Annotated in this window: 10 protein-coding genes, 4 tRNA genes and 4 rRNA genes; all 18 read right to left on the reverse strand. The window is 39.2% G+C overall.

All coding sequences use genetic code 11. From position 1 onward, the window contains the following. Positions 1–23: 23 nt before the first annotated feature. Positions 24–100, reverse strand: a tRNA-Ala gene (locus EG339_RS03755). Positions 101–205: 105 nt separating this feature from the next. Further along, positions 206–279, reverse strand: a tRNA-Ile gene (locus EG339_RS03760). A 217-nt stretch (positions 280–496) separates the two neighbouring features. After that, positions 497–2,013 (reverse strand): 16S ribosomal RNA (locus EG339_RS03765). Between the two features lie 1,295 nt (positions 2,014–3,308). Then, positions 3,309–3,416: ribosomal RNA gene (gene rrf, locus EG339_RS03770) — 5S ribosomal RNA — on the reverse strand. Positions 3,417–3,595: 179 nt separating this feature from the next. Then, a 23S ribosomal RNA gene (locus tag EG339_RS03775) occupies positions 3,596–6,350 on the reverse strand. A gap of 152 nt (positions 6,351–6,502) precedes the next feature. Next, positions 6,503–6,579: transfer RNA gene (locus EG339_RS03780), tRNA-Ala, on the reverse strand. Positions 6,580–6,684: 105 nt separating this feature from the next. Further along, a tRNA-Ile gene (locus EG339_RS03785) sits at positions 6,685–6,758 on the reverse strand. A 217-nt stretch (positions 6,759–6,975) separates the two neighbouring features. Beyond that, a 16S ribosomal RNA gene (locus EG339_RS03790) occupies positions 6,976–8,492 on the reverse strand. The 16S, 23S and 5S rRNA genes sit together here with 4 tRNA genes alongside, the layout of an rRNA operon. Before the next feature lie 587 nt (positions 8,493–9,079). After that, positions 9,080–9,760, reverse strand: a complete 681-nt coding sequence (locus EG339_RS03795) for a hypothetical protein (protein WP_123868928.1) — start codon at positions 9,758–9,760, stop codon at positions 9,080–9,082. 1 nt (position 9,761) lies between these two features. Next, the gene (gene rfbD, locus EG339_RS03800) at positions 9,762–10,628 is read right to left on the reverse strand and encodes a dTDP-4-dehydrorhamnose reductase (RefSeq protein ID WP_123868929.1); all 867 of its coding nucleotides are present in this window, start codon (positions 10,626–10,628) and stop codon (positions 9,762–9,764) included. A 49-nt stretch (positions 10,629–10,677) separates the two neighbouring features. Beyond that, positions 10,678–11,163, reverse strand: a complete 486-nt coding sequence (locus EG339_RS03805) for an acyl-CoA thioesterase (RefSeq protein WP_123868930.1) — start codon at positions 11,161–11,163, stop codon at positions 10,678–10,680. A 70-nt stretch (positions 11,164–11,233) separates the two neighbouring features. Further along, entirely contained in the window at positions 11,234–11,737 is a 504-nt protein-coding gene (locus EG339_RS03810) for an OmpH/Skp family outer membrane protein (RefSeq protein ID WP_066693939.1), read from the reverse strand. 66 nt (positions 11,738–11,803) lie between these two features. Continuing rightward, positions 11,804–12,355, reverse strand: coding sequence for an OmpH/Skp family outer membrane protein (locus EG339_RS03815; RefSeq protein WP_123868931.1), 552 nt, complete (start codon positions 12,353–12,355; stop codon positions 11,804–11,806). An 8-nt stretch (positions 12,356–12,363) separates the two neighbouring features. After that, positions 12,364–14,898: an outer membrane protein assembly factor BamA gene (bamA, locus tag EG339_RS03820; protein ID WP_123868932.1), complete on the reverse strand. Its 2,535-nt coding sequence runs from the start codon at positions 14,896–14,898 to the stop codon at positions 12,364–12,366. A gap of 27 nt (positions 14,899–14,925) precedes the next feature. Next, positions 14,926–15,675, reverse strand: coding sequence for an isoprenyl transferase (locus tag EG339_RS03825; protein WP_123868933.1), 750 nt, complete (start codon positions 15,673–15,675; stop codon positions 14,926–14,928). A 5-nt stretch (positions 15,676–15,680) separates the two neighbouring features. After that, complete coding sequence (gene porG / locus EG339_RS03830; RefSeq protein ID WP_123868934.1) at positions 15,681–16,571, reverse strand: type IX secretion system protein PorG; 891 nt, start codon at positions 16,569–16,571, stop codon at positions 15,681–15,683. A gap of 213 nt (positions 16,572–16,784) precedes the next feature. After that, positions 16,785–19,277, reverse strand: coding sequence for an exopolysaccharide transport family protein (locus EG339_RS03835; protein ID WP_123868935.1), 2,493 nt, complete (start codon positions 19,275–19,277; stop codon positions 16,785–16,787). Between the two features lie 4 nt (positions 19,278–19,281). After that, positions 19,282–20,136, reverse strand: coding sequence for a polysaccharide biosynthesis/export family protein (locus EG339_RS03840; protein WP_123868936.1), 855 nt, complete (start codon positions 20,134–20,136; stop codon positions 19,282–19,284). Between the last annotated feature and the right edge of the window lie 25 nt (positions 20,137–20,161).

Below are 20,161 nucleotides of genomic sequence, written 5' to 3' on the forward strand. Positions count from 1 at the left end.
TTTTAAAACTAAACCATCTATGATGGTGGAGAATAAGGGAGTCGAACCCTTGACCTCCTGCGTGCAAGGCAGGCGCTCTAGCCAGCTGAGCTAATTCCCCCTCTAGTAGTGATGTTCTTTGTATAATGTAAAATGTATAATGTTTCAGATTTAATCTCTTACATTGTACAAGCTACTTTGTACTTTTTACATCCCTTATAATTAGTAGTCTCGGGCAGGCTCGAACTGCCGACCTCTACATTATCAGTGTAGCGCTCTAACCAGCTGAGCTACGAGACTGTCTTTATGTTAGACCTTGAGAGCTAAGAATATAGAATAAAGACCTTTTCAACTTCTGTCTTTCATCTTTGTTCTTTTCTCCTGCCTCTTCCCTTTACTAATTTCTAGTGGGTGTTGTATTTTTATATATCAACCAAACAAAAAACTAAAGCTTTACTTTGAAGTAAGTACTTTGTATCTTACGATACTAATTTTTTTATCGTCTAACGACGCTCTAAAATGAGATGTTCCAGCCGCACCTTCCGGTACGGCTACCTTGTTACGACTTAGCCCTAGTTACCTGTTTTACCCTAGGCAGCTCCTGTTACGGTCACCGACTTCAGGTACCCCAGACTTCCATGGCTTGACGGGCGGTGTGTACAAGGCCCGGGAACGTATTCACCGCGCCATGGCTGATGCGCGATTACTAGCGATTCCAGCTTCATAGAGTCGAGTTGCAGACTCCAATCCGAACTGAGACCGGCTTTCGAGATTTGCATCACATCACTGTGTAGCTGCCCTCTGTACCGGCCATTGTATTACGTGTGTGGCCCAAGGCGTAAGGGCCGTGATGATTTGACGTCATCCCCACCTTCCTCTCTACTTGCGTAGGCAGTCTCACTAGAGTCCCCAACTTAATGATGGCAACTAGTGACAGGGGTTGCGCTCGTTGCAGGACTTAACCTAACACCTCACGGCACGAGCTGACGACAACCATGCAGCACCTTGAAAAATGTCCGAAGAAAAGTCTATTTCTAAACCTGTCATTTCCCATTTAAGCCTTGGTAAGGTTCCTCGCGTATCATCGAATTAAACCACATAATCCACCGCTTGTGCGGGCCCCCGTCAATTCCTTTGAGTTTCAAACTTGCGTTCGTACTCCCCAGGTGGCTAACTTATCACTTTCGCTTAGTCTCTGAATCCGAAAACCCAAAAACGAGTTAGCATCGTTTACGGCGTGGACTACCAGGGTATCTAATCCTGTTCGCTCCCCACGCTTTCGTCCATCAGCGTCAGTTGTTGCTTAGTAACCTGCCTTCGCAATTGGTGTTCTAAGTAATATCTATGCATTTCACCGCTACACTACTTATTCCAGCTACTTCAACAACACTCAAGACTTGCAGTATCAATGGCAGTTTCACAGTTAAGCTGTGAGATTTCACCACTGACTTACAAATCAGCCTACGGACCCTTTAAACCCAATAAATCCGGATAACGCTTGCACCCTCCGTATTACCGCGGCTGCTGGCACGGAGTTAGCCGGTGCTTATTCGTATAGTACCTTCAGCTAGATACACGTATCTAGGTTTATCCCTATACAAAAGAAGTTTACAACCCATAGGGCCGTCGTCCTTCACGCGGGATGGCTGGATCAGGCTCTCACCCATTGTCCAATATTCCTCACTGCTGCCTCCCGTAGGAGTCTGGTCCGTGTCTCAGTACCAGTGTGGGGGATCACCCTCTCAGGCCCCCTAAAGATCGTAGACTTGGTGAGCCGTTACCTCACCAACTATCTAATCTTGCGCGTGCCCATCTCTATCCACCGGAGTTTTCAATACCAGATGATGCCATCCAGTATATTATGGGGTATTAATCTCCCTTTCGAAAGGCTATCCCCCAGATAAAGGCAGGTTGCACACGTGTTCCGCACCCGTGCGCCGCTCTCAAGTCTCCGAAGAGACTCTACCGCTCGGCTTGCATGTGTTAGGCCTCCCGCTAGCGTTCATCCTGAGCCAGGATCAAACTCTCCATTGTATGTTTGTCTGACTCACTCAAAGTTTTTTAACGCTTTAGTTTTTCCTTACTTGGTTGTTATATTGTATGTCAATGATCTTTTTATCTTCCGCTTTGTAACGAAGCAATCTCTCTGTCAGTGTCGCTCCGTATTTGCGAGTGCAAAAGTAAAACTTTATTTTGTATTGACCAAATGTTTTGAAAGAAAATTTTAAAGTTTTTCAAGTAACCTTAATCCTTCCCAAACCCTCAATCTATCTACTCCTGCGCTCCGAATTATTTCGGACTGCAAAGATACAAACTCTTTTTTAACTCGCAACTTTTATACAATAAAAATTAAAAGTTTTTTTTCGCCTGATATCTTAGTAGAATATAATGTTTATGCTTAGCTAAAAGCTCTTCTGCGCTTGTACTGATACTCTCGTTTTCAGTGGGGCAAAGATAACAACTTCTTACAACGCAAAACAAGTTTATTTAACATAAAATTCATTTGAGCATACCGATTGTGAATAAGTAACACGTTTAAACAATTGATTTATTTATACTTATATCCAATTTTATACTTATCCACAATTAGTATTTAATTAACTGGAATATGAAAATAAAAACTCAATATAATATATATAGCTGGTAGGCTTATAAAATTCGAAGATAAAATTATAGTGTTATTGGCATTAGGAAGTATGAAATATCTTTGAAGCAAATTCTGTGGAGATAGGAATCATGTAAATAAATCGATATTTGATAGATCTTGAGTTCTTTTCAAAATTAGAATACCCTTTGTGATAAGTAATGAATAATAATGAGTAAACTATAATGATGATAACCTATATACTACCCGAGCTGTGATTGCCCACTAACTTTATCATCCCCAGGGATTCAGACAGCGCTATCCAATATTATTGCCTCCTTTCCCCTCTGTTAGATCCTTACAGGATGACAATAGGCGGTCTATTAAGAATAGTAAGGATATTTAAGATCCCTGTTAAATGAATGGATTCGGAACAAAGTAAAAGAGGAAGCTGAAGAATAGAATATAGATTTATTAGAAATAAGGATAAAGCACAGTTCTGAAAAATAAAATATCAAAAGGTAAAGACTTAAAGAGGTGTGAAAAGTAAAAGGTGGATACTGGTTAACTGGTTAGTAAGAACATCAAGGGTTGCATCCATTACTCATTACTGATAGTTACCGGGGTTGGTTTTTGGTTTGGGTTTCCTTTGATATTGGGGTTGGTTTGGGTATTATACTCTTGGGTATGGCACAAAAAAAAATCCTTTATCACAATGATAAAGGATTTTTAAAAATAAAATAAAAACTGGCGGCGGCCTACTCTCCCGCGTTAGCAGTACCATCGGCGCTGGTGGGCTTAACTTCTGTGTTCGGAATGGGAACAGGTGAGCCCCACCGCTAAAACCACCCTAAAGAAGGTATATATTGTAAAATGTCGGTTGTAATATGTACAAGGTATTTATATCATACTTCTTACATTCTATATTTTACAAGTTTTAAGCGATAAAAACTTTCACAAAGACAAAACCTTTACTGCGCATAAAGTACTTGTCATATTTATTATATTATAATTTTAGATTTAGCAACCATAGGCTATAAATCTACGGGTAATTAGTACTACTCGGCTATGACATTACTGTCTTTACACCTGTAGCCTATCAACGTCGTCATCTACAACGACCCTTAAAAGATGTCTCATCTTGAGGCGAGTTTCGCACTTATATGCTTTCAGTGCTTATCTCTTCCAAACGTAGCTACTCAGCGGTGCACCTGGCGGTACAACTGATACACCAGAGGTTTGTTCAATTCGGTCCTCTCGTACTAGAATCAAGCCCTCTCAAACATCTAACGCCCGCAATAGATAGAGACCGAACTGTCTCACGACGTTCTGAACCCAGCTCGCGTGCCACTTTAATGGGCGAACAGCCCAACCCTTGGGACCTTCTCCAGCCCCAGGATGTGACGAGCCGACATCGAGGTGCCGAACCTCCCCGTCGATGTGAGCTCTTGGGGGAGACTAGCCTGTTATCCCCGGAGTACCTTTTATCCTATGAGCGATGGCCCTTCCATACGGAACCACCGGATCACTATGTCCTGCTTTCGCACCTGATCGACTTGTAGGTCTCACAGTCAAGCACCCTTATGCCATTACACTCTACGCACGGTTACCAAGCGTGCTGAGGGTACCTTTGAAAGCCTCCGTTACTCTTTTGGAGGCGACCACCCCAGTCAAACTACCCACCACGCAATGTCCTTCTGAAAGAAGTTAGGCTCCAAGTAAGTAAAGGGTGGTATTTCAACGACGGCTCCACAAACACTAGCGTGCCTGCTTCAAAGCCTCCCACCTATCCTACACATTACTTACTCAAAGTCAATACGAAGTTATAGTAAAGGTTCACAGGGTCTTTTCGTCCCATTGCGGGTAATCGGCATCTTCACCGATACTACAATTTCACCGAGCTCGTGGCTGAGACAGTGCCCAGATCGTTACACCATTCGTGCAGGTCGGAACTTACCCGACAAGGAATTTCGCTACCTTAGGACCGTTATAGTTACGGCCGCCGTTTACTGGGGCTTCAGTTAATGCCTTCGGTTTAACCCTAAGCACCTTCCTTAACCTTCCAGCACCGGGCAGGTGTCAGACCCTATACAGCATCTTTCGATTTAGCAGAGTCCTGTGTTTTTGATAAACAGTCGCCTGGGCCTCTTCACTGCGGCCACCATTGCTGATGGCGTCTCTTCTTCCGAAGTTACGAGACTATTTTGCCTAGTTCCTTAGCCACGACTCACTCGAGCACCTTAGGATTCTCTCCTCGACCACCTGTGTCGGTTTTGGTACGGGTTGCTTCACTTCGGCTTTTCTTGGATCAGATTACTCTACAGCAGCTTCGCCCGAAGGCTAGGCCTTGACTATTCCGTCAGTCTCCAGCAGATACATCCAACCGTCCCCTTTTATTGTGAGCAAGTCAGGGAATATTAACCCTGTGTCCATCCACTACCCCTTTCGGGTTCGCGTTAGGTCCCGACTAACCCTCAGCTGATTAGCATGGCTGAGGAAGCCTTGGTCTTTCGGTGAGCAGGTTTCTCGCCTGCTTTATCGTTACTTATGCCTACATTTTCTTTTCTATCCGCTCCACAATACCTCACAGTACTGCTTCGGCGCAAATAGAATGCTCTCCTACCAGATGTACAATGTACAAATCCATAGCTTCGGTAATATGTTTATGCCCGATTATTATCCATGCCGGACCGCTCGACTAGTGAGCTGTTACGCACTCTTTAAATGAATGGCTGCTTCCAAGCCAACATCCTAGCTGTCAATGCAGTCCAACCGCGTTGCTTCAACTTAACATATATTTGGGGACCTTAGCTGTTGGTCTGGGTTCTTTCCCTCTCGGACATGGACCTTAGCACCCATGCCCTCACTGCCGCACAACATTTATTAGCATTCGGAGTTTGTCAGGAATTGGTAGGCGGTGAAACCCCCGCATCCAATCAGTAGCTCTACCTCTAATAAACTTTTTTGCGACGCTGCACCTAAATGCATTTCGGAGAGTACGAGCTATCTCCCAGTTTGATTGGCCTTTCACCCCTACCCACAGGTCATCCGAAGACTTTTCAACGTCAACCGGTTCGGTCCTCCACTCTGTGTTACCAGAGCTTCAACCTGCCCATGGGTAGATCACAAGGTTTCGCGTCTAATCCTACTAACTCAGCGCCCTATTCAGACTCGCTTTCGCTCCGGCTCCGGTACTTAATACCTTAACCTCGCTAGTAAAATTAACTCGTAGGCTCATTATGCAAAAGGCACGCCGTCACAGCTTTACGCTGCTCCGACCGCTTGTAGGCGTACGGTTTCAGGTTCTATTTCACCCTTCTATTCGAAGTGCTTTTCACCTTTCCTTCACAGTACTTGTTCACTATCGGTCTTTCAGGAGTATTTAGCCTTGGAGGATGGTCCCCCCATATTCAGACAGGATTTCACGTGTCCCGCCCTACTCATTTATCACTCAAATATGCCTTTCATATACGGGGCTATCACCCTCTATGGCTGTTCTTTCCAGAACATTCTATTAAACATATAAAAGCTTTTGGGCTAATCCGCTTTCGCTCGCCACTACTTACGGAATCTCTTCGATTTCTTTTCCTCCGGGTACTTAGATGTTTCAGTTCTCCGGGTTTGCTCCTCCTAAGAGGTGACATGTCTTCAACATGCCGGGTTGCCCCATTCGGACATCTGCGGATCTATTCGTGTGTGCCAATCCCCGCAGCTTTTCGCAGCTTACCACGTCCTTCGTCGCCTCTGAAAGCCTAGGCATCCGCCATACGCCCTTAACGATTTCTTTCCTATTTTTGGTTACTCAAGCGCTTTATGCGCTCGGTTTTCTCTTTGTGATGTCTTTACCGTTAATGTCAATGATCTTAAATCTATTTCTGATTTAATTCGCAAATATTGTTTTTGGCTCTATTTGCTTTTTTAAAACTAAACCATCTATGATGGTGGAGAATAAGGGAGTCGAACCCTTGACCTCCTGCGTGCAAGGCAGGCGCTCTAGCCAGCTGAGCTAATTCCCCCTCTAGTAGTGATGTTCTTTGTATAATGTAAAATGTATAATGTTTCAGATTTAATCTCTTACATTGTACAAGCTACTTTGTACTTTTTACATCCCTTATAATTAGTAGTCTCGGGCAGGCTCGAACTGCCGACCTCTACATTATCAGTGTAGCGCTCTAACCAGCTGAGCTACGAGACTGTCTTTATGTTAGACCTTGAGAGCTAAGAATATAGAATAAAGACCTTTTCAACTTCTGTCTTTCATCTTTGTTCTTTTCTCCTGCCTCTTCCCTTTACTAATTTCTAGTGGGTGTTGTATTTTTATATATCAACCAAACAAAAAACTAAAGCTTTACTTTGAAGTAAGTACTTTGTATCTTACGATACTAATTTTTTTATCGTCTAACGACGCTCTAAAATGAGATGTTCCAGCCGCACCTTCCGGTACGGCTACCTTGTTACGACTTAGCCCTAGTTACCTGTTTTACCCTAGGCAGCTCCTGTTACGGTCACCGACTTCAGGTACCCCAGACTTCCATGGCTTGACGGGCGGTGTGTACAAGGCCCGGGAACGTATTCACCGCGCCATGGCTGATGCGCGATTACTAGCGATTCCAGCTTCATAGAGTCGAGTTGCAGACTCCAATCCGAACTGAGACCGGCTTTCGAGATTTGCATCACATCACTGTGTAGCTGCCCTCTGTACCGGCCATTGTATTACGTGTGTGGCCCAAGGCGTAAGGGCCGTGATGATTTGACGTCATCCCCACCTTCCTCTCTACTTGCGTAGGCAGTCTCACTAGAGTCCCCAACTTAATGATGGCAACTAGTGACAGGGGTTGCGCTCGTTGCAGGACTTAACCTAACACCTCACGGCACGAGCTGACGACAACCATGCAGCACCTTGAAAAATGTCCGAAGAAAAGTCTATTTCTAAACCTGTCATTTCCCATTTAAGCCTTGGTAAGGTTCCTCGCGTATCATCGAATTAAACCACATAATCCACCGCTTGTGCGGGCCCCCGTCAATTCCTTTGAGTTTCAAACTTGCGTTCGTACTCCCCAGGTGGCTAACTTATCACTTTCGCTTAGTCTCTGAATCCGAAAACCCAAAAACGAGTTAGCATCGTTTACGGCGTGGACTACCAGGGTATCTAATCCTGTTCGCTCCCCACGCTTTCGTCCATCAGCGTCAGTTGTTGCTTAGTAACCTGCCTTCGCAATTGGTGTTCTAAGTAATATCTATGCATTTCACCGCTACACTACTTATTCCAGCTACTTCAACAACACTCAAGACATGCAGTATCAATGGCAGTTTCACAGTTAAGCTGTGAGATTTCACCACTGACTTACACATCAGCCTACGGACCCTTTAAACCCAATAAATCCGGATAACGCTTGCACCCTCCGTATTACCGCGGCTGCTGGCACGGAGTTAGCCGGTGCTTATTCGTATAGTACCTTCAGCTAGATACACGTATCTAGGTTTATCCCTATACAAAAGAAGTTTACAACCCATAGGGCCGTCGTCCTTCACGCGGGATGGCTGGATCAGGCTCTCACCCATTGTCCAATATTCCTCACTGCTGCCTCCCGTAGGAGTCTGGTCCGTGTCTCAGTACCAGTGTGGGGGATCACCCTCTCAGGCCCCCTAAAGATCGCTGACTTGGTGAGCCGTTACCTCACCAACTATCTAATCTTGCGCGTGCCCATCTCTATCCACCGGAGTTTTCAATACCAGATGATGCCATCCAGTATATTATGGGGTATTAATCTCCCTTTCGAAAGGCTATCCCCCAGATAAAGGCAGGTTGCACACGTGTTCCGCACCCGTGCGCCGCTCTCAAGTCTCCGAAGAGACTCTACCGCTCGGCTTGCATGTGTTAGGCCTCCCGCTAGCGTTCATCCTGAGCCAGGATCAAACTCTCCATTGTATGTTTGTCTGACTCACTCAAAGTTTTTTAACGCTTTAGTTTTTCCTTACTTGGTTGTTATATTGTATGTCAATGATCTTTTTATCTTCCGCTTTGTAACGAAGCAATCTTTCTGTCAGTGTTACTCCGTATTTGCGAGTGCAAAAGTAAAACTTTATTTTGTATTGACCAAATGTTTTGAAAGAAAATTTTAAAGTTTTTCAAGTAACCTTAACTCTTCCCAAACCCCCAATCCATCTACTCCTGCGCTCCGATTTATTTCGGAATGCAAAGATACAAACTCTTTTTTAACTCGCAAATTTTAAACAATAAAAATTGAAGTTTTTTTCGCCCGATATCTTAGTAGAATATAATGTTTATGCTTAGCTAAAAGCTCTTCTGCGCTTGTACTGATACTCTCGTTTTCAGTGGGGCAAAGATAGCAACTTCCTACAACGCAAAACAAGTTTATTTAACATAAAATTCATACTGACTACGCTTTTTACCCCTAATACACTGATACCATGGATGAAAAATTTTAAATAAAATTAATCCAACGGGATTACATATATAAGCAGAAGACCAGTTAAGGTTTTTAGGGTATATTTTTAGGGTGCCTTTTCTGTATAAATAGCACTCAAAAATTCGGCATATGATTTTTCCAACCCAACAACATCCCCCGATTTAAGGTTTAAACCTCCAACTCCTGATGTATCCGGTTTAATCTTTAAAGATGAAACCTGAAAGTACAGGTTCTCATCATTTGTCTTCGGCTGGACTTTTACTGTTGAGCCTAGAAGCTTCTTAGTAGAAATCGTATAGACTTCGCAAGGAACAATTTTTAATTTAAAAAATGACCTTGGAGGTATAATATAATCCTTCTTATTAATATTAATCTTCTGATCTTTTTCTGCGGAAGCAAAAATATACATTGCTCCTTCCTGAATCCTCAATTTCTCCCTGGGAGTATAATATAATGCTATCTTATAATTAGAAGCATTGAAAGCCTGGGGTGAACCGTCAATATTTTCAAAGGGCTTTATTGCAAAAGTATTGGCTCCAATCTCCTTTGCTTTTTTATAAACTAATGAAAACACCATGGCATCATCTTTTGAGAATCCCTGAACTTCTGCTTCTCCCAGATAGATTGCACCTGTTTCTGTTTCAACTTTTTTATAGAGAAACTTATCTGAATTATCATTGGTTTTTTCCACTTTGCTCAGATAAACATTTTGTGCACTCCAAAGCTGAGTGCATACTATGGAAAAGATGATGGCTATATTTTTCATATTATTGTTGTTGCGTAAGGATATCTACACATTCTTCCAGGCTGTGTTCCCAGTGTTTCGGCTCAATTTTATAAATCTCTTCTATTTTATCCAGAGACATTGTACTTCTTACAGGTCTTTTAGCCGGAGTTGGATATTGCTCGGTTGTTAGCGCATTCAGTTTTATCGAGGATTTTGAAAATTCAGCAATTTTCTTCGCGAAATCAAACCAAGTGGTTTCCGGATAGTTTGAAAAGTGAAAAATTCCAAAGGTTTTACTTGGGTTTTCAATGATATCCATTATTGCTTCTGCAAGATCATTAGCATTAGTGGGTTGCCCGAACTGATCTGCAACAATTCCCAGCTCGGTTTTCTGTGAAAACAGATTCAGCATGGTCTTCACAAAATTTTTATTAAACTCTGAATACAACCAGGAAGTTCTCAGGATAATGGTTTTCGGGTTGAGTTCCAATGCCAGCTCTTCTCCTTTTCTCTTTGACTCCCCATATACTCCTATTGGATTTGTAAAATCATCTTCTGAATAAGGAAGATTGGTATCTCCATCGAAAACATAATCTGTAGAGACATGAATAAGAATGGTTTTATGCTCTGTACATGCCTGGGCAAGATGAGCAACACCATCGGCATTTACAGCAAATGCTTTTTCTTTTTCTTTCTCTGCTAAGTCTACGGCAGTATATGCGGATGCATTAATACAGTAATCCGGTTTGTTATCATAGAAAAAGTCGTTAACCTGTTCTTCATTGGTAACATCTAAGCTGGTGGAATCTGTAAAAAGAAACTCGTACTGATTTTCAAAATTGGGAGCAATTTTTCTGATACAGTTTCCTAATTGACCGTTACCCCCTATTACTGCTATTTTTTTCATATGTTATTTTTTATACTATATATTAAAAGTTTCTCAATAGGAATATCTATCAAGATTTTTTGGCATTCTGGGATCTTAAAAACTTAACTCTCGACTGGAAATCTTTTTGGATAAGATCTACATAAAATTTGTTGAATGTTTCTTTTATATCTTCCGGATGTACTTCTGACTTCCTCGTTTTCATATTAAAATAAATAACAGTTACCCAAAGTACAGCATGAACTGTTTTCTCATCTAAACTTTTCATAAGAATCTCAACTTTTGCTGTTCTATCCTGTACATCGATCGTTTTACTGCTGATAATTACCTGGGTATTATACCTTACTTCTTTCATATAAGCTATTTCATTCTGGATGGCAATCCACGTACAGCCCGTCTTCTTGGTATATTCTTCATAGGTAAATCCGTAGAATGTTTCTACATGATCTTCTCTGGCATTGAACATATAATCAAGATATTTTACATTATTCAAATGACCGATAGGATCACAATCACTAAACCTAACTTTTACGATAGTTGATACTTCTTTTTCCATTCCGCAAAAATAAACAAACCGCCTCTTTTGAAGGCGGTTTGTCTTATAAATCTTTGTTAATTTGCTGAAATTATTGAATTCCTAATTCTTTTTTTACAGCTGCAGTAGCATCAGCACCTGCTTTATAAAGGAATGCTGGTGAATTTGCATCCATTACATACTCATACCCGTTAGCTTTAGCAACTTTATCCACAGCATCGTTCAGTTTTTTCTCAATTGGTCCGAAAGCTACTTCCTGCTTAGCCTGAAGATCTTTTTGAGCTTTATCCTGCATTTGAGCTATTTCTTCCTGGATTTTTTGTAATTCAGCTTCTCTAGCTTTGTTTTCGTCCGCAGTTTTCTTAGGAGCTTCTTCGCTATATTGCTTTAGTTTAGCTTGCCCAGCATCATATTTTTTCTTGATCTCAGCTTGTTTAGTATCGTAGAATGTTTTAAGGTCAGCATCTGCTTTTTTCTTTTCAGGCATTGCATTAAGAACTCCCAATACATCTAAAGTAGCCATTTTTTGAGCTTTTGCCATACCTACAGAAACAACCATCATTACTGCTGCAAATAATACACTTAATTTTTTCATAATTGGTAAATAAATAATTTAATTTGTTTTTAGATTTCAAATTTACGTAAAAGTTAACTTATAATTTTATTTTTTACTTTTACTTGTAGTTTTCTCTTTTTTATCCCCCTTCAGTAAAATAGCTAATACTTTTTCTGTATAATCATATTTTCCCTGAAGAAATATAACACTAATGTTATTGCTTTTATCAAGAACTATGCCCAACCCATTTTTTTCGGACATTGTTTTGATGGCTCCCCAGATCTGGTCCTGGAATGGCAAAACGAGATTTGTTCTCAATTTTGTAATCTCACCATTGGCTCCAAAACGCAAACTTGTAGTGGTTTTGATATTTTTATCAAGGTCTACAACTTCTTTTTCTCTTAGTTTCAACTGGTCACCTATCAATAACACTTTTTCACTTTCAAAAGCCGCTTTTTTCCTTTCATATTCTGCCTGCATGTTCTGAAGTTCAGACTGCCAGGTATCGATCTGAGCGTTTAATCTTGCTTCGGCTTCTTTATACTGAGGTAATTTATTTAAAATTTCATTAGTATCTACCACTCCAATTTTCTGGGCATTTCCAAGCCCGAAGATTAAAAGTAATACAAAAGTGATGGTTATTTTAAAGTTCTTCATATGTATAATTATAATGATTGGTTCATCAAGAAGTGGTTTTGCCATCCTGACGGAGTACCTGACATTGTCTTATCAAATCCATAAGCAAAGTCGAACCCGATCAAACCGAATGCACCCATGTAAACTCTAACTCCTACCCCAACTGATCTTTTCAACTGGAACGGGTTATAATTACCCCATGAATTCCAAACGTTACCCCCTTCTGCAAATGTAAGTGCATAAATTTTGGCAGTCTGGTTCATTGAGATTGGGTATCTTAATTCTAAAGTAAATCTGTTATAGATTGTTCCCCCACCTCTTTGAGTAATATCGTTAGCTTCTCCACCGTACGTACTTGCGTTATCATATCCTCTTAAAGGAATCAATTCTCTACCGTCATATCTACCTCCAAATAATCCGGTACCTCCTACATAGAATCTTTCAAATGGTGGTGCACCAAGACTTTTGTTGTATCCGTCCATGAATCCCATTTCAGCGGAAGACCTCAATACAAGTTTACCGGCAATTTCGTTATAGACATCAGCCTTGAACTTAATTTTATAGAATTCCATCCACTTATACTTATCAATAGGCGTCATTGTATCGTAATTTTTATTACTGAACAATGAATATGGAGGTGTTAGTTTGGCAGAAAGTTCAATATTGGAACCCATTGTCGGGAAAATAGGGTCTATCCCGGCAGAGTTTCTGCTTAATCCTAAATTGATACTGAAGTTATTAGCTGATCCGTTATATTCTGTAGTTTCTCCAAACTGGAATGGATAGTTATTGAAGTCATACTTCTGGAACTGTAATCCTGTATATAGTGAGAAATAATCATCCGGCCAGTTCAATAGTCTGTTCAAACCTACAGATGCCGAGAATATATTCAATTTCTGAGAGCCTCCAAGCCCGTCACTGTATTTAACTCTAGAGTTATTTAAACTCACAGAAAGGGCTGTTGGTCTTGTACCGAATAACCAAGGTTCTACAAATGATACTCCATAGTTCTGGAAGTACTGACCCGCCTGCACCTGAATGGAGAAAGTCTGCCCGTCTCCCTGTGGCACTGGTTTAAAGTCTTTAAACTTCAGGAAGTTCTTCAATGAGAAGTTATTGAACGTTAATCCTAAAGTACCGATAAAGCTGTTACCACCGTAACCTGCCTGTAGCTGAACCTGAGAAGATCCTTTTTCTACAAGTTTCCAGTTAATATCTACAGTATTGTCTACCTGATTAGGCTGAATATCCTGTCCGATCTGTTGTGGATCGAAGAATGACATCCCGGCCAGGTCAAAATAGGTTCTCTTGATTTCGGTCTTTTTGAACAGTTCTCCCGGTTTTGTTCTTAATGCTCTAAGAATTACGTGGTCATGGGTTGTTGTATTTCCCTGCCATGTTACTTTATTCCAGGTAGCCTGCTCTCCTTCGTTAATTCTGATCTCCAGATTTACGGCATCTCCATTTACTGATTTTTCAACCGGTGTAACATTGGAGAAAAGGTATCCGTTATTCATATAAACGGATTTGATATCTGAATCATCTTCTTTTCCGCCGTCTTCACCAACTTTTTTGTTGAATCCTACTGCATCATAGATATCTCCTTTTTTATATCCTAATAATCTCTGTAAATATTCCGTAGCATAAACCGTATTACCAGTAAATGTAATATCACCAATATAATACTTTTTACCTTCGTTAAGCTTTACATTAATTTCGTAGTTGTTTTTCTTATTTCTCCATACAGAGTCAGACACAATTTTAGCGTCTCTATATCCCAGGGAGTTATAATAGTTAATCAGGTTTTGCTTATCTTCCTGATATTTATCTTCAATGAATTTTGAAGATTTTAAAATTCCTCCAATACCAAAACGTTTCTGTTTTGTTTCTTTAAAGGCTTTCTTTCTAAGTTTTCTATCGCTTACACTTGGGTTTCCTTCAAACTCAATATGGTCGATTTTAACTTTCTTACCCTTGTCTACATTAATTGTCCAGTCTACCAAAGCAGGATCTCCGGCATTTACTTTATCTTCAATGGTAATTTTTGCATCAGCAAAACCTTTTTTGATATAGTCTTTCGGAATATTTGTCTTAAGACTTGACACGAGGTTTTGGGTAATCTTTGTACCAGGCTTCAGGTTGTTGTCTTTAGCCAGTTTTTCGCTTTTTGATTTTCCAATTCCTTTACCCTTGAATTTCACTTCTCCAAGTTCCTTCAGATCCTGAAGATAGAATTTAAGAACTACAGTCTGTCCTTCAATACTTTGAACGTATACTTCCACTTCAGAAAAAGATTGGGTATCCCAAAGCTTTTTAACAGCATTACTGATTTTCTGTCCCGGAATATCTACGGTTTCTCCTTTGGATAAGCCGGTAAATCTAAGGATCTGAGCTGGTGTATATTTTTTTACCCCATCTACAACAATGTCTTTAAGCGTATAAGTACCTACCTCATTGTCTGCATGTACAGCATTATTTACTTTTGTGCTGTCTTGTGGCGTTACTTGTCCATAAAAATGTGCAGAAGCAGCAAACATAATGATGGGTAATAGTCTAAACTTCATTTTATCGAGTCTTTCTTTTCTTTAAATTTATTGGCCTTGTATCTGCTCTCCGGTTAACCCGTATCTTCTTTCTTTGTTTTGATAATCCACAATACATTGGAAGAAAATATCTTTGGTAAAATCCGGCCATAGAACATTTAAAAACTGTAATTCAGCATAAGCGATCTGCCAAAGAAGGAAGTTGCTTATTCTTATTTCACCGCTGGTTCTTATCAATAGATCTACAGGAGGAAAATCTTTGGTATAGAGATAGCTTTCGAATAGTTTTTCATCTATATTCTCTGCATCTACTTTTCCTTCTTTTACATCTGAACTGATATTTTTAACGGCTTCCAGTATTTCGCTTTGTGAGCCATAGCTAATAGCCAGTACAAGGTTTCCTTTTGTGTTTTCTTTTGTAAGTTCTACCACACGCTGTAGCTGCTCTCTTACTAAAGTTGGCAGCTTGTCAAGATTCCCTATCACATGCATTCTCAATCCTTTGCTGAAGATTTCCTCTGCTTCTAACAGCAAAGTTTCCACAAGTAAGTTCATGAGGGTGTTTACTTCTTCAGTAGGACGGTTCCAGTTTTCTGAAGAAAATGTGTAAAGTGTTAAATAGGGGATATTGATCTCATTACATGCATTAATAGCATTTCTTACAGCATTAATGGCATTTTTGTGACCGAAGGTTCTTTCTTCGCCACGAGATTTAGCCCATCTCCCATTACCATCCATAATGATGGCTACGTGTTTTGGTAAATTCTCAGAATTTATTTTATCTTTAATCAACGACATATTAATTAATCACAATAACATGGAGGTCTTCCGAAAGAAAACGTTAATCCTAAACTGAATGTATTTAGCCAGTCTTTGGATCTGTCATCTCCAATATTTCTCTTTTTAATAAACTCTGCTTCTCTTTCTTTAGCAACAGCATAATAGTTTCCAGACTGCAATAAAGAACCTCCTGTGGCCGGATCCAGGATATCGGCATTAAAGGAGCTTTTTACGTCCTCAGAAAGAATCTTACTATGATCTAGCTGATCTGTCAGAGTATATCTAAATGTTGCTTCTGCAAATATAGCCCAAGTATGGTTAAATTTATACTTCAAACCTACACCAAATGGGATATGCATGGTAACTTTTTTTCCTAATGAATACTCGGTAGTTGTTTTAAAGTCTGTTTCATTAATTGGAGCCATAGCCACACCATCCGGATCTCTTCTAAAATCGTGAGCGAGATTAGCTTTAGGTGCTTCAAACATTAGGGCACCTACACCTCCAAAAATATATGGACTTACCATACTTACCTGTTCATTATTAACCGGAAAAAAATTATATTCAAACATTAAGCTTGCTTCATATACGTTATTTTTCCCGTATGCATTTCTATTTCTTCTATACTCTTCTTTCGCAGCTTTATCGCTAAACTGAATCTGGTTATACCCTAAATCCAATCTAACAGTTTGGTGCGGGTTAAAATTAAATCTATATAAAATACCACCATAAAACGGGATCCCCCAATCCGACATTCTATTTAAATCCAACGGCTTTTGTAAAATATAATTTGTACTTCCTACATCACCCACTAGGTTACTCATACCTAGACGAACCCCCAATTCGTTTCTTTGTGCTTTAACACTCACCACTCCAAGGAAGGCAAGGAAGCTAAACAATAATTTTTTATTCATAAAAGAATATGGATTTATGGTTATTTTAAAATTTAATTTTTGCAAATATAAAACATTTTTATATTAATGATAATCTTAATGTTTAGTTAAAAATAAACAAAAAAACATAATTTGTTATAAAGTAAACGGCAAAGTGGCAAAAATATTCTTTTTTTCATAGAATGAAAATACACAAAGTATGAAAAAACCCCCATCGAATGAGGGTTTAGGTCTCTATTTTTTATTAAACATTGTCTGCATTTTATTCCGTATCCTAATTAATAACGGTTCTCTATAATTTTTATCTTCATCAAAATACCCGTAGCCATAACCGTAGCCGTAGCCGTAACCATATCCGTACCCCTGTCTTGTATTATAGTCATTATAAATAAGTCCTAAATGTTCAATTTCATTATTCTGATATTTTTCAGTGATGAGCTTCATCATATATTTCTCGGTATATTCATGACGTACCACATAAATATTGGCATCGGAATATTTCATAATTTCATAAGAATCTGCTACCAACCCTACCGGTGGTGAATCTATGATAATAAAATCATATATTTCTTTAAGCTCCTGTATAAAATCAACGTTCCTCTGGCTCATCAGCAATTCTGAAGGGTTTGGAGGAATAGGTCCTGAAGTGGCAACATCCAGATTCGGGATTTTGGTGTGATTAATAATCTGATCAATTCCTACTTCTCCTGTAAGATAATTTGAAATACCATATTTATTATCAATCTTAAAATCGCCAAAGATTTTTGGCTTTCTAAGGTCCATTCCTAACAGAATTGTTTTTTTGTCGCTTAATCCCAATACGGAAGCCAGGTTAATGGAAACATAGGTTTTTCCTTCTCCTCCAACAGAAGAGGTTACTAAAATGACCTTACCTTTTCCATCTTCGTTATCCATCAGGAATCTCATATTAGCTCTGATTCCTCTAAAAGCTTCTGAAACTGATGATTTCGGCTGTTCTAAAACAGTAAGCATATTTTCACTGCTGTTATTTCCAATGACTCCAAGAAGTGGGATTCTTGTTACGCTTAACAGTTCTTTAATATTTCTGATCTTATTATCAAGCAGCTCACCTATCAGAATAAACAGGATAGGGATAAATAACATTATAGCTATTATTCCTGCTTTCGCCATTTTTATATTAGGGCTTATAGGTCCCTGCCCAAGATTCTTCGCGGGGTCAATTACACTGATATCAGACTGGTTGGTTGCCACATTTAAACGTGCCTCATTCTGTCTGTTTAAAAGACTGCTATATGTAGCTTCAATCATATTATACCCTCTTTCTGCATCCAGATACTTTCTTTCTTTTTCAGGATAAGACTGTAAATCGGAATTGGCATCTGCAACCTTCTGATCAATTTTATTGATCTCATCGTAATATTTGTTATAGTAATTCTTCAGACTGTTAAAAGAGCTGTTTTTAGCTTCATTAATCATTCTGTTTATTTCCTTCATTGGCTCGGATGCAGGCTTATAGATTGTAGCTAATTCTGATCTTTTTGCATACAGAGCCTTAAGCTCACTCACAGAAGCAGAGAACATTCCATCTTCGAAACCTGCCGCATTTGTAGCGATCATCTTATCAAAATTCTGTGACTGAAGTGTATTTCTGATCGTATTCAGTGAGGTGACTTTGCTTACAATATCTGCTTTTTTAGCTTCAAGATCTTTTATTGTTTCCAGAGACTTTTCATCTCTATCCTTAATGTTATAAAGTTTTTCTGTGGTTTTCAGATAATTCATAACATTTGCTGCAGAATCTAGTCTTTTACGGATCTTATCCAAACTTCCCTGCAGATAATCTGTGGTATTCTTATTAACGGTATTTTTATCTTCAAGTCTTTTTTTCTGAAGTTCAGCTACTGATTTATTAAGAAAGTTTACTGTGCTGTTAAGATTATAGCCTCTTTTATTGATGATCATAATGGTATTGATCTCTCTATCAAAGTTTACAGCTATAGTAGAAACAATATCATTAACTGTCTGGTTTATAGTCGTTAAATTAACAATAATATTATCTAACTTAATACTGGGAGTAATCGGATTCTGAACCAGCTTGAATCTTAAGTTCGGAGAGTTATACCATTCATTTACTCTAATAACTTTGTTTGCCGGTCTGCTGTAGGCATTAATATTTTGAAAACCTTCTGCTTCATAACTGTACAAACTTGTAGCCTGCCCTTCTTCCGGCAGCACCACTTCATAAGCACCATTTCCTTTTGGCTGTAATGTAATCGGATAATTTACCTGTTGAAGATGTTTTCTGTCGATTTCAAGAAAAACCGGGGAATCATCTTTATCTAAATAAGTAGATTTTATAAATCCTTTGGTAGAATAATTTACAAACAGATCCAATTCTTTAACCAGATATTCATTGTGAGATCTGGAAAGGAGCATTTTTTTCAGATAAATTCCATCCTGATTTCCTCCTTGTCCCCAAATGAAGTTAATTGACTGATTAGGGCTGAAATAACTCGAAGTATTATTGGAAATACTCAGGGATAGATCTGAAGAATATACATTCTGTGCATAATATTTGCTATATGCCCAAGAAATGGCATAACCGATAAGGAACATAAAAGCAAACCAATACCAGTTCTTAAGTATCCTTCTTAAAAAATGCTCAATATCAAACAATGCAAAAGTTCCGTACTTCTCTTTGGGAGTTTCGCTTTTTCCTACTTTAGTATCTTTTCCTGGAATCATAAGATTAAAGTCTTTGTAGGATTGTATATAGAGTTAATGCAGTCGTAATTGCTGTTACACCAGTAAGTAAGGTCTGGATAGGATCTTTACCGAATCCGTTCAAGCTTTTCTTTCTGGTGTTAAGATAGATTTCGTCTCCGTTCTGTACATAATAGTAAGGAGAGTTCATCAAATCTTCACGGGTAAGATCTATTTTAGCAATTTTGATACCTTCCGGAAGCTTTCTGTGAATCACAATTTCTTTTTTGTCGATTGTTCTGTTTAATCCACCGTTAATAGCGAGAGCTTCAGTAATTGTGAGTGTATTTTTATGAGCTACTTTCTCTCCGGAAAGGCCTGTAGTTTCTACATCACCTAGTATGTAATAGGTAATCCCATCCGTATTCAGTCTTACTTCCGATTTTCCTTCCTGGAAGTTTTCGTTTACCTTAGCCTGTATTTCCTTTGCTACATCATCAAGAGTTCTTCCTTCTGCCTTAATGTAGCCTATTCCAAAGACATTAATATCTCCATTAATATCCACTTTTAGGCCATTAAAATAGAAGTTGACATTTCCTCCGACTGTAGAACTGCCCCCACCCATTGCTGCACTGTTTACAGCTCCTCCGCCACTTACTCCGCCTGTAGTATTGTAACTAGAGTAAAACTGTGCTGCATCTCCTTTGGGAGTAGTCACAATATTAAGGTTAAGCATATCATTTTTGGTAATCCTGTAAACAGGAATATTGTAGGGAACAAGACCTTCTTCATTAATTACAAGGCTTTCACTCGGCTGTAAATATCTTACATCCTTTGTTGTGATGCACGAGGTAAGTAAAAAAGGTAATAATAAAAATAAATACTTAAAATTCTTCATCATATTTGAATATTGTTTACAAAAGTAA

This window comes from Chryseobacterium bernardetii (genome assembly GCF_003815975.1).
Lineage (GTDB): Bacteria > Bacteroidota > Bacteroidia > Flavobacteriales > Weeksellaceae > Chryseobacterium > Chryseobacterium bernardetii.

What these genes read in the sequence shown, in the direction of transcription:
- EG339_RS03835 (WP_123868935.1), bottom strand. Translation starts at nt 19,277, where the DNA reads ATGATTCCAGGAAAAGATACTAAAGTAGGAAAAAGCGAAACTCCCAAA.
- porG (WP_123868934.1), bottom strand. Translation starts at nt 16,571, where the DNA reads ATGAATAAAAAATTATTGTTTAGCTTCCTTGCCTTCCTTGGAGTGGTG.
- EG339_RS03795 (WP_123868928.1), bottom strand. Translation starts at nt 9,760, where the DNA reads ATGAAAAATATAGCCATCATCTTTTCCATAGTATGCACTCAGCTTTGG.
- rfbD (WP_123868929.1), bottom strand. Translation starts at nt 10,628, where the DNA reads ATGAAAAAAATAGCAGTAATAGGGGGTAACGGTCAATTAGGAAACTGT.
- EG339_RS03805 (WP_123868930.1), bottom strand. Translation starts at nt 11,163, where the DNA reads ATGGAAAAAGAAGTATCAACTATCGTAAAAGTTAGGTTTAGTGATTGT.
- bamA (WP_123868932.1), bottom strand. Translation starts at nt 14,898, where the DNA reads ATGAAGTTTAGACTATTACCCATCATTATGTTTGCTGCTTCTGCACAT.
- EG339_RS03810 (WP_066693939.1), bottom strand. Translation starts at nt 11,737, where the DNA reads ATGAAAAAATTAAGTGTATTATTTGCAGCAGTAATGATGGTTGTTTCT.
- EG339_RS03840 (WP_123868936.1), bottom strand. Translation starts at nt 20,136, where the DNA reads ATGATGAAGAATTTTAAGTATTTATTTTTATTATTACCTTTTTTACTT.
- EG339_RS03815 (WP_123868931.1), bottom strand. Translation starts at nt 12,355, where the DNA reads ATGAAGAACTTTAAAATAACCATCACTTTTGTATTACTTTTAATCTTC.
- EG339_RS03825 (WP_123868933.1), bottom strand. Translation starts at nt 15,675, where the DNA reads ATGTCGTTGATTAAAGATAAAATAAATTCTGAGAATTTACCAAAACAC.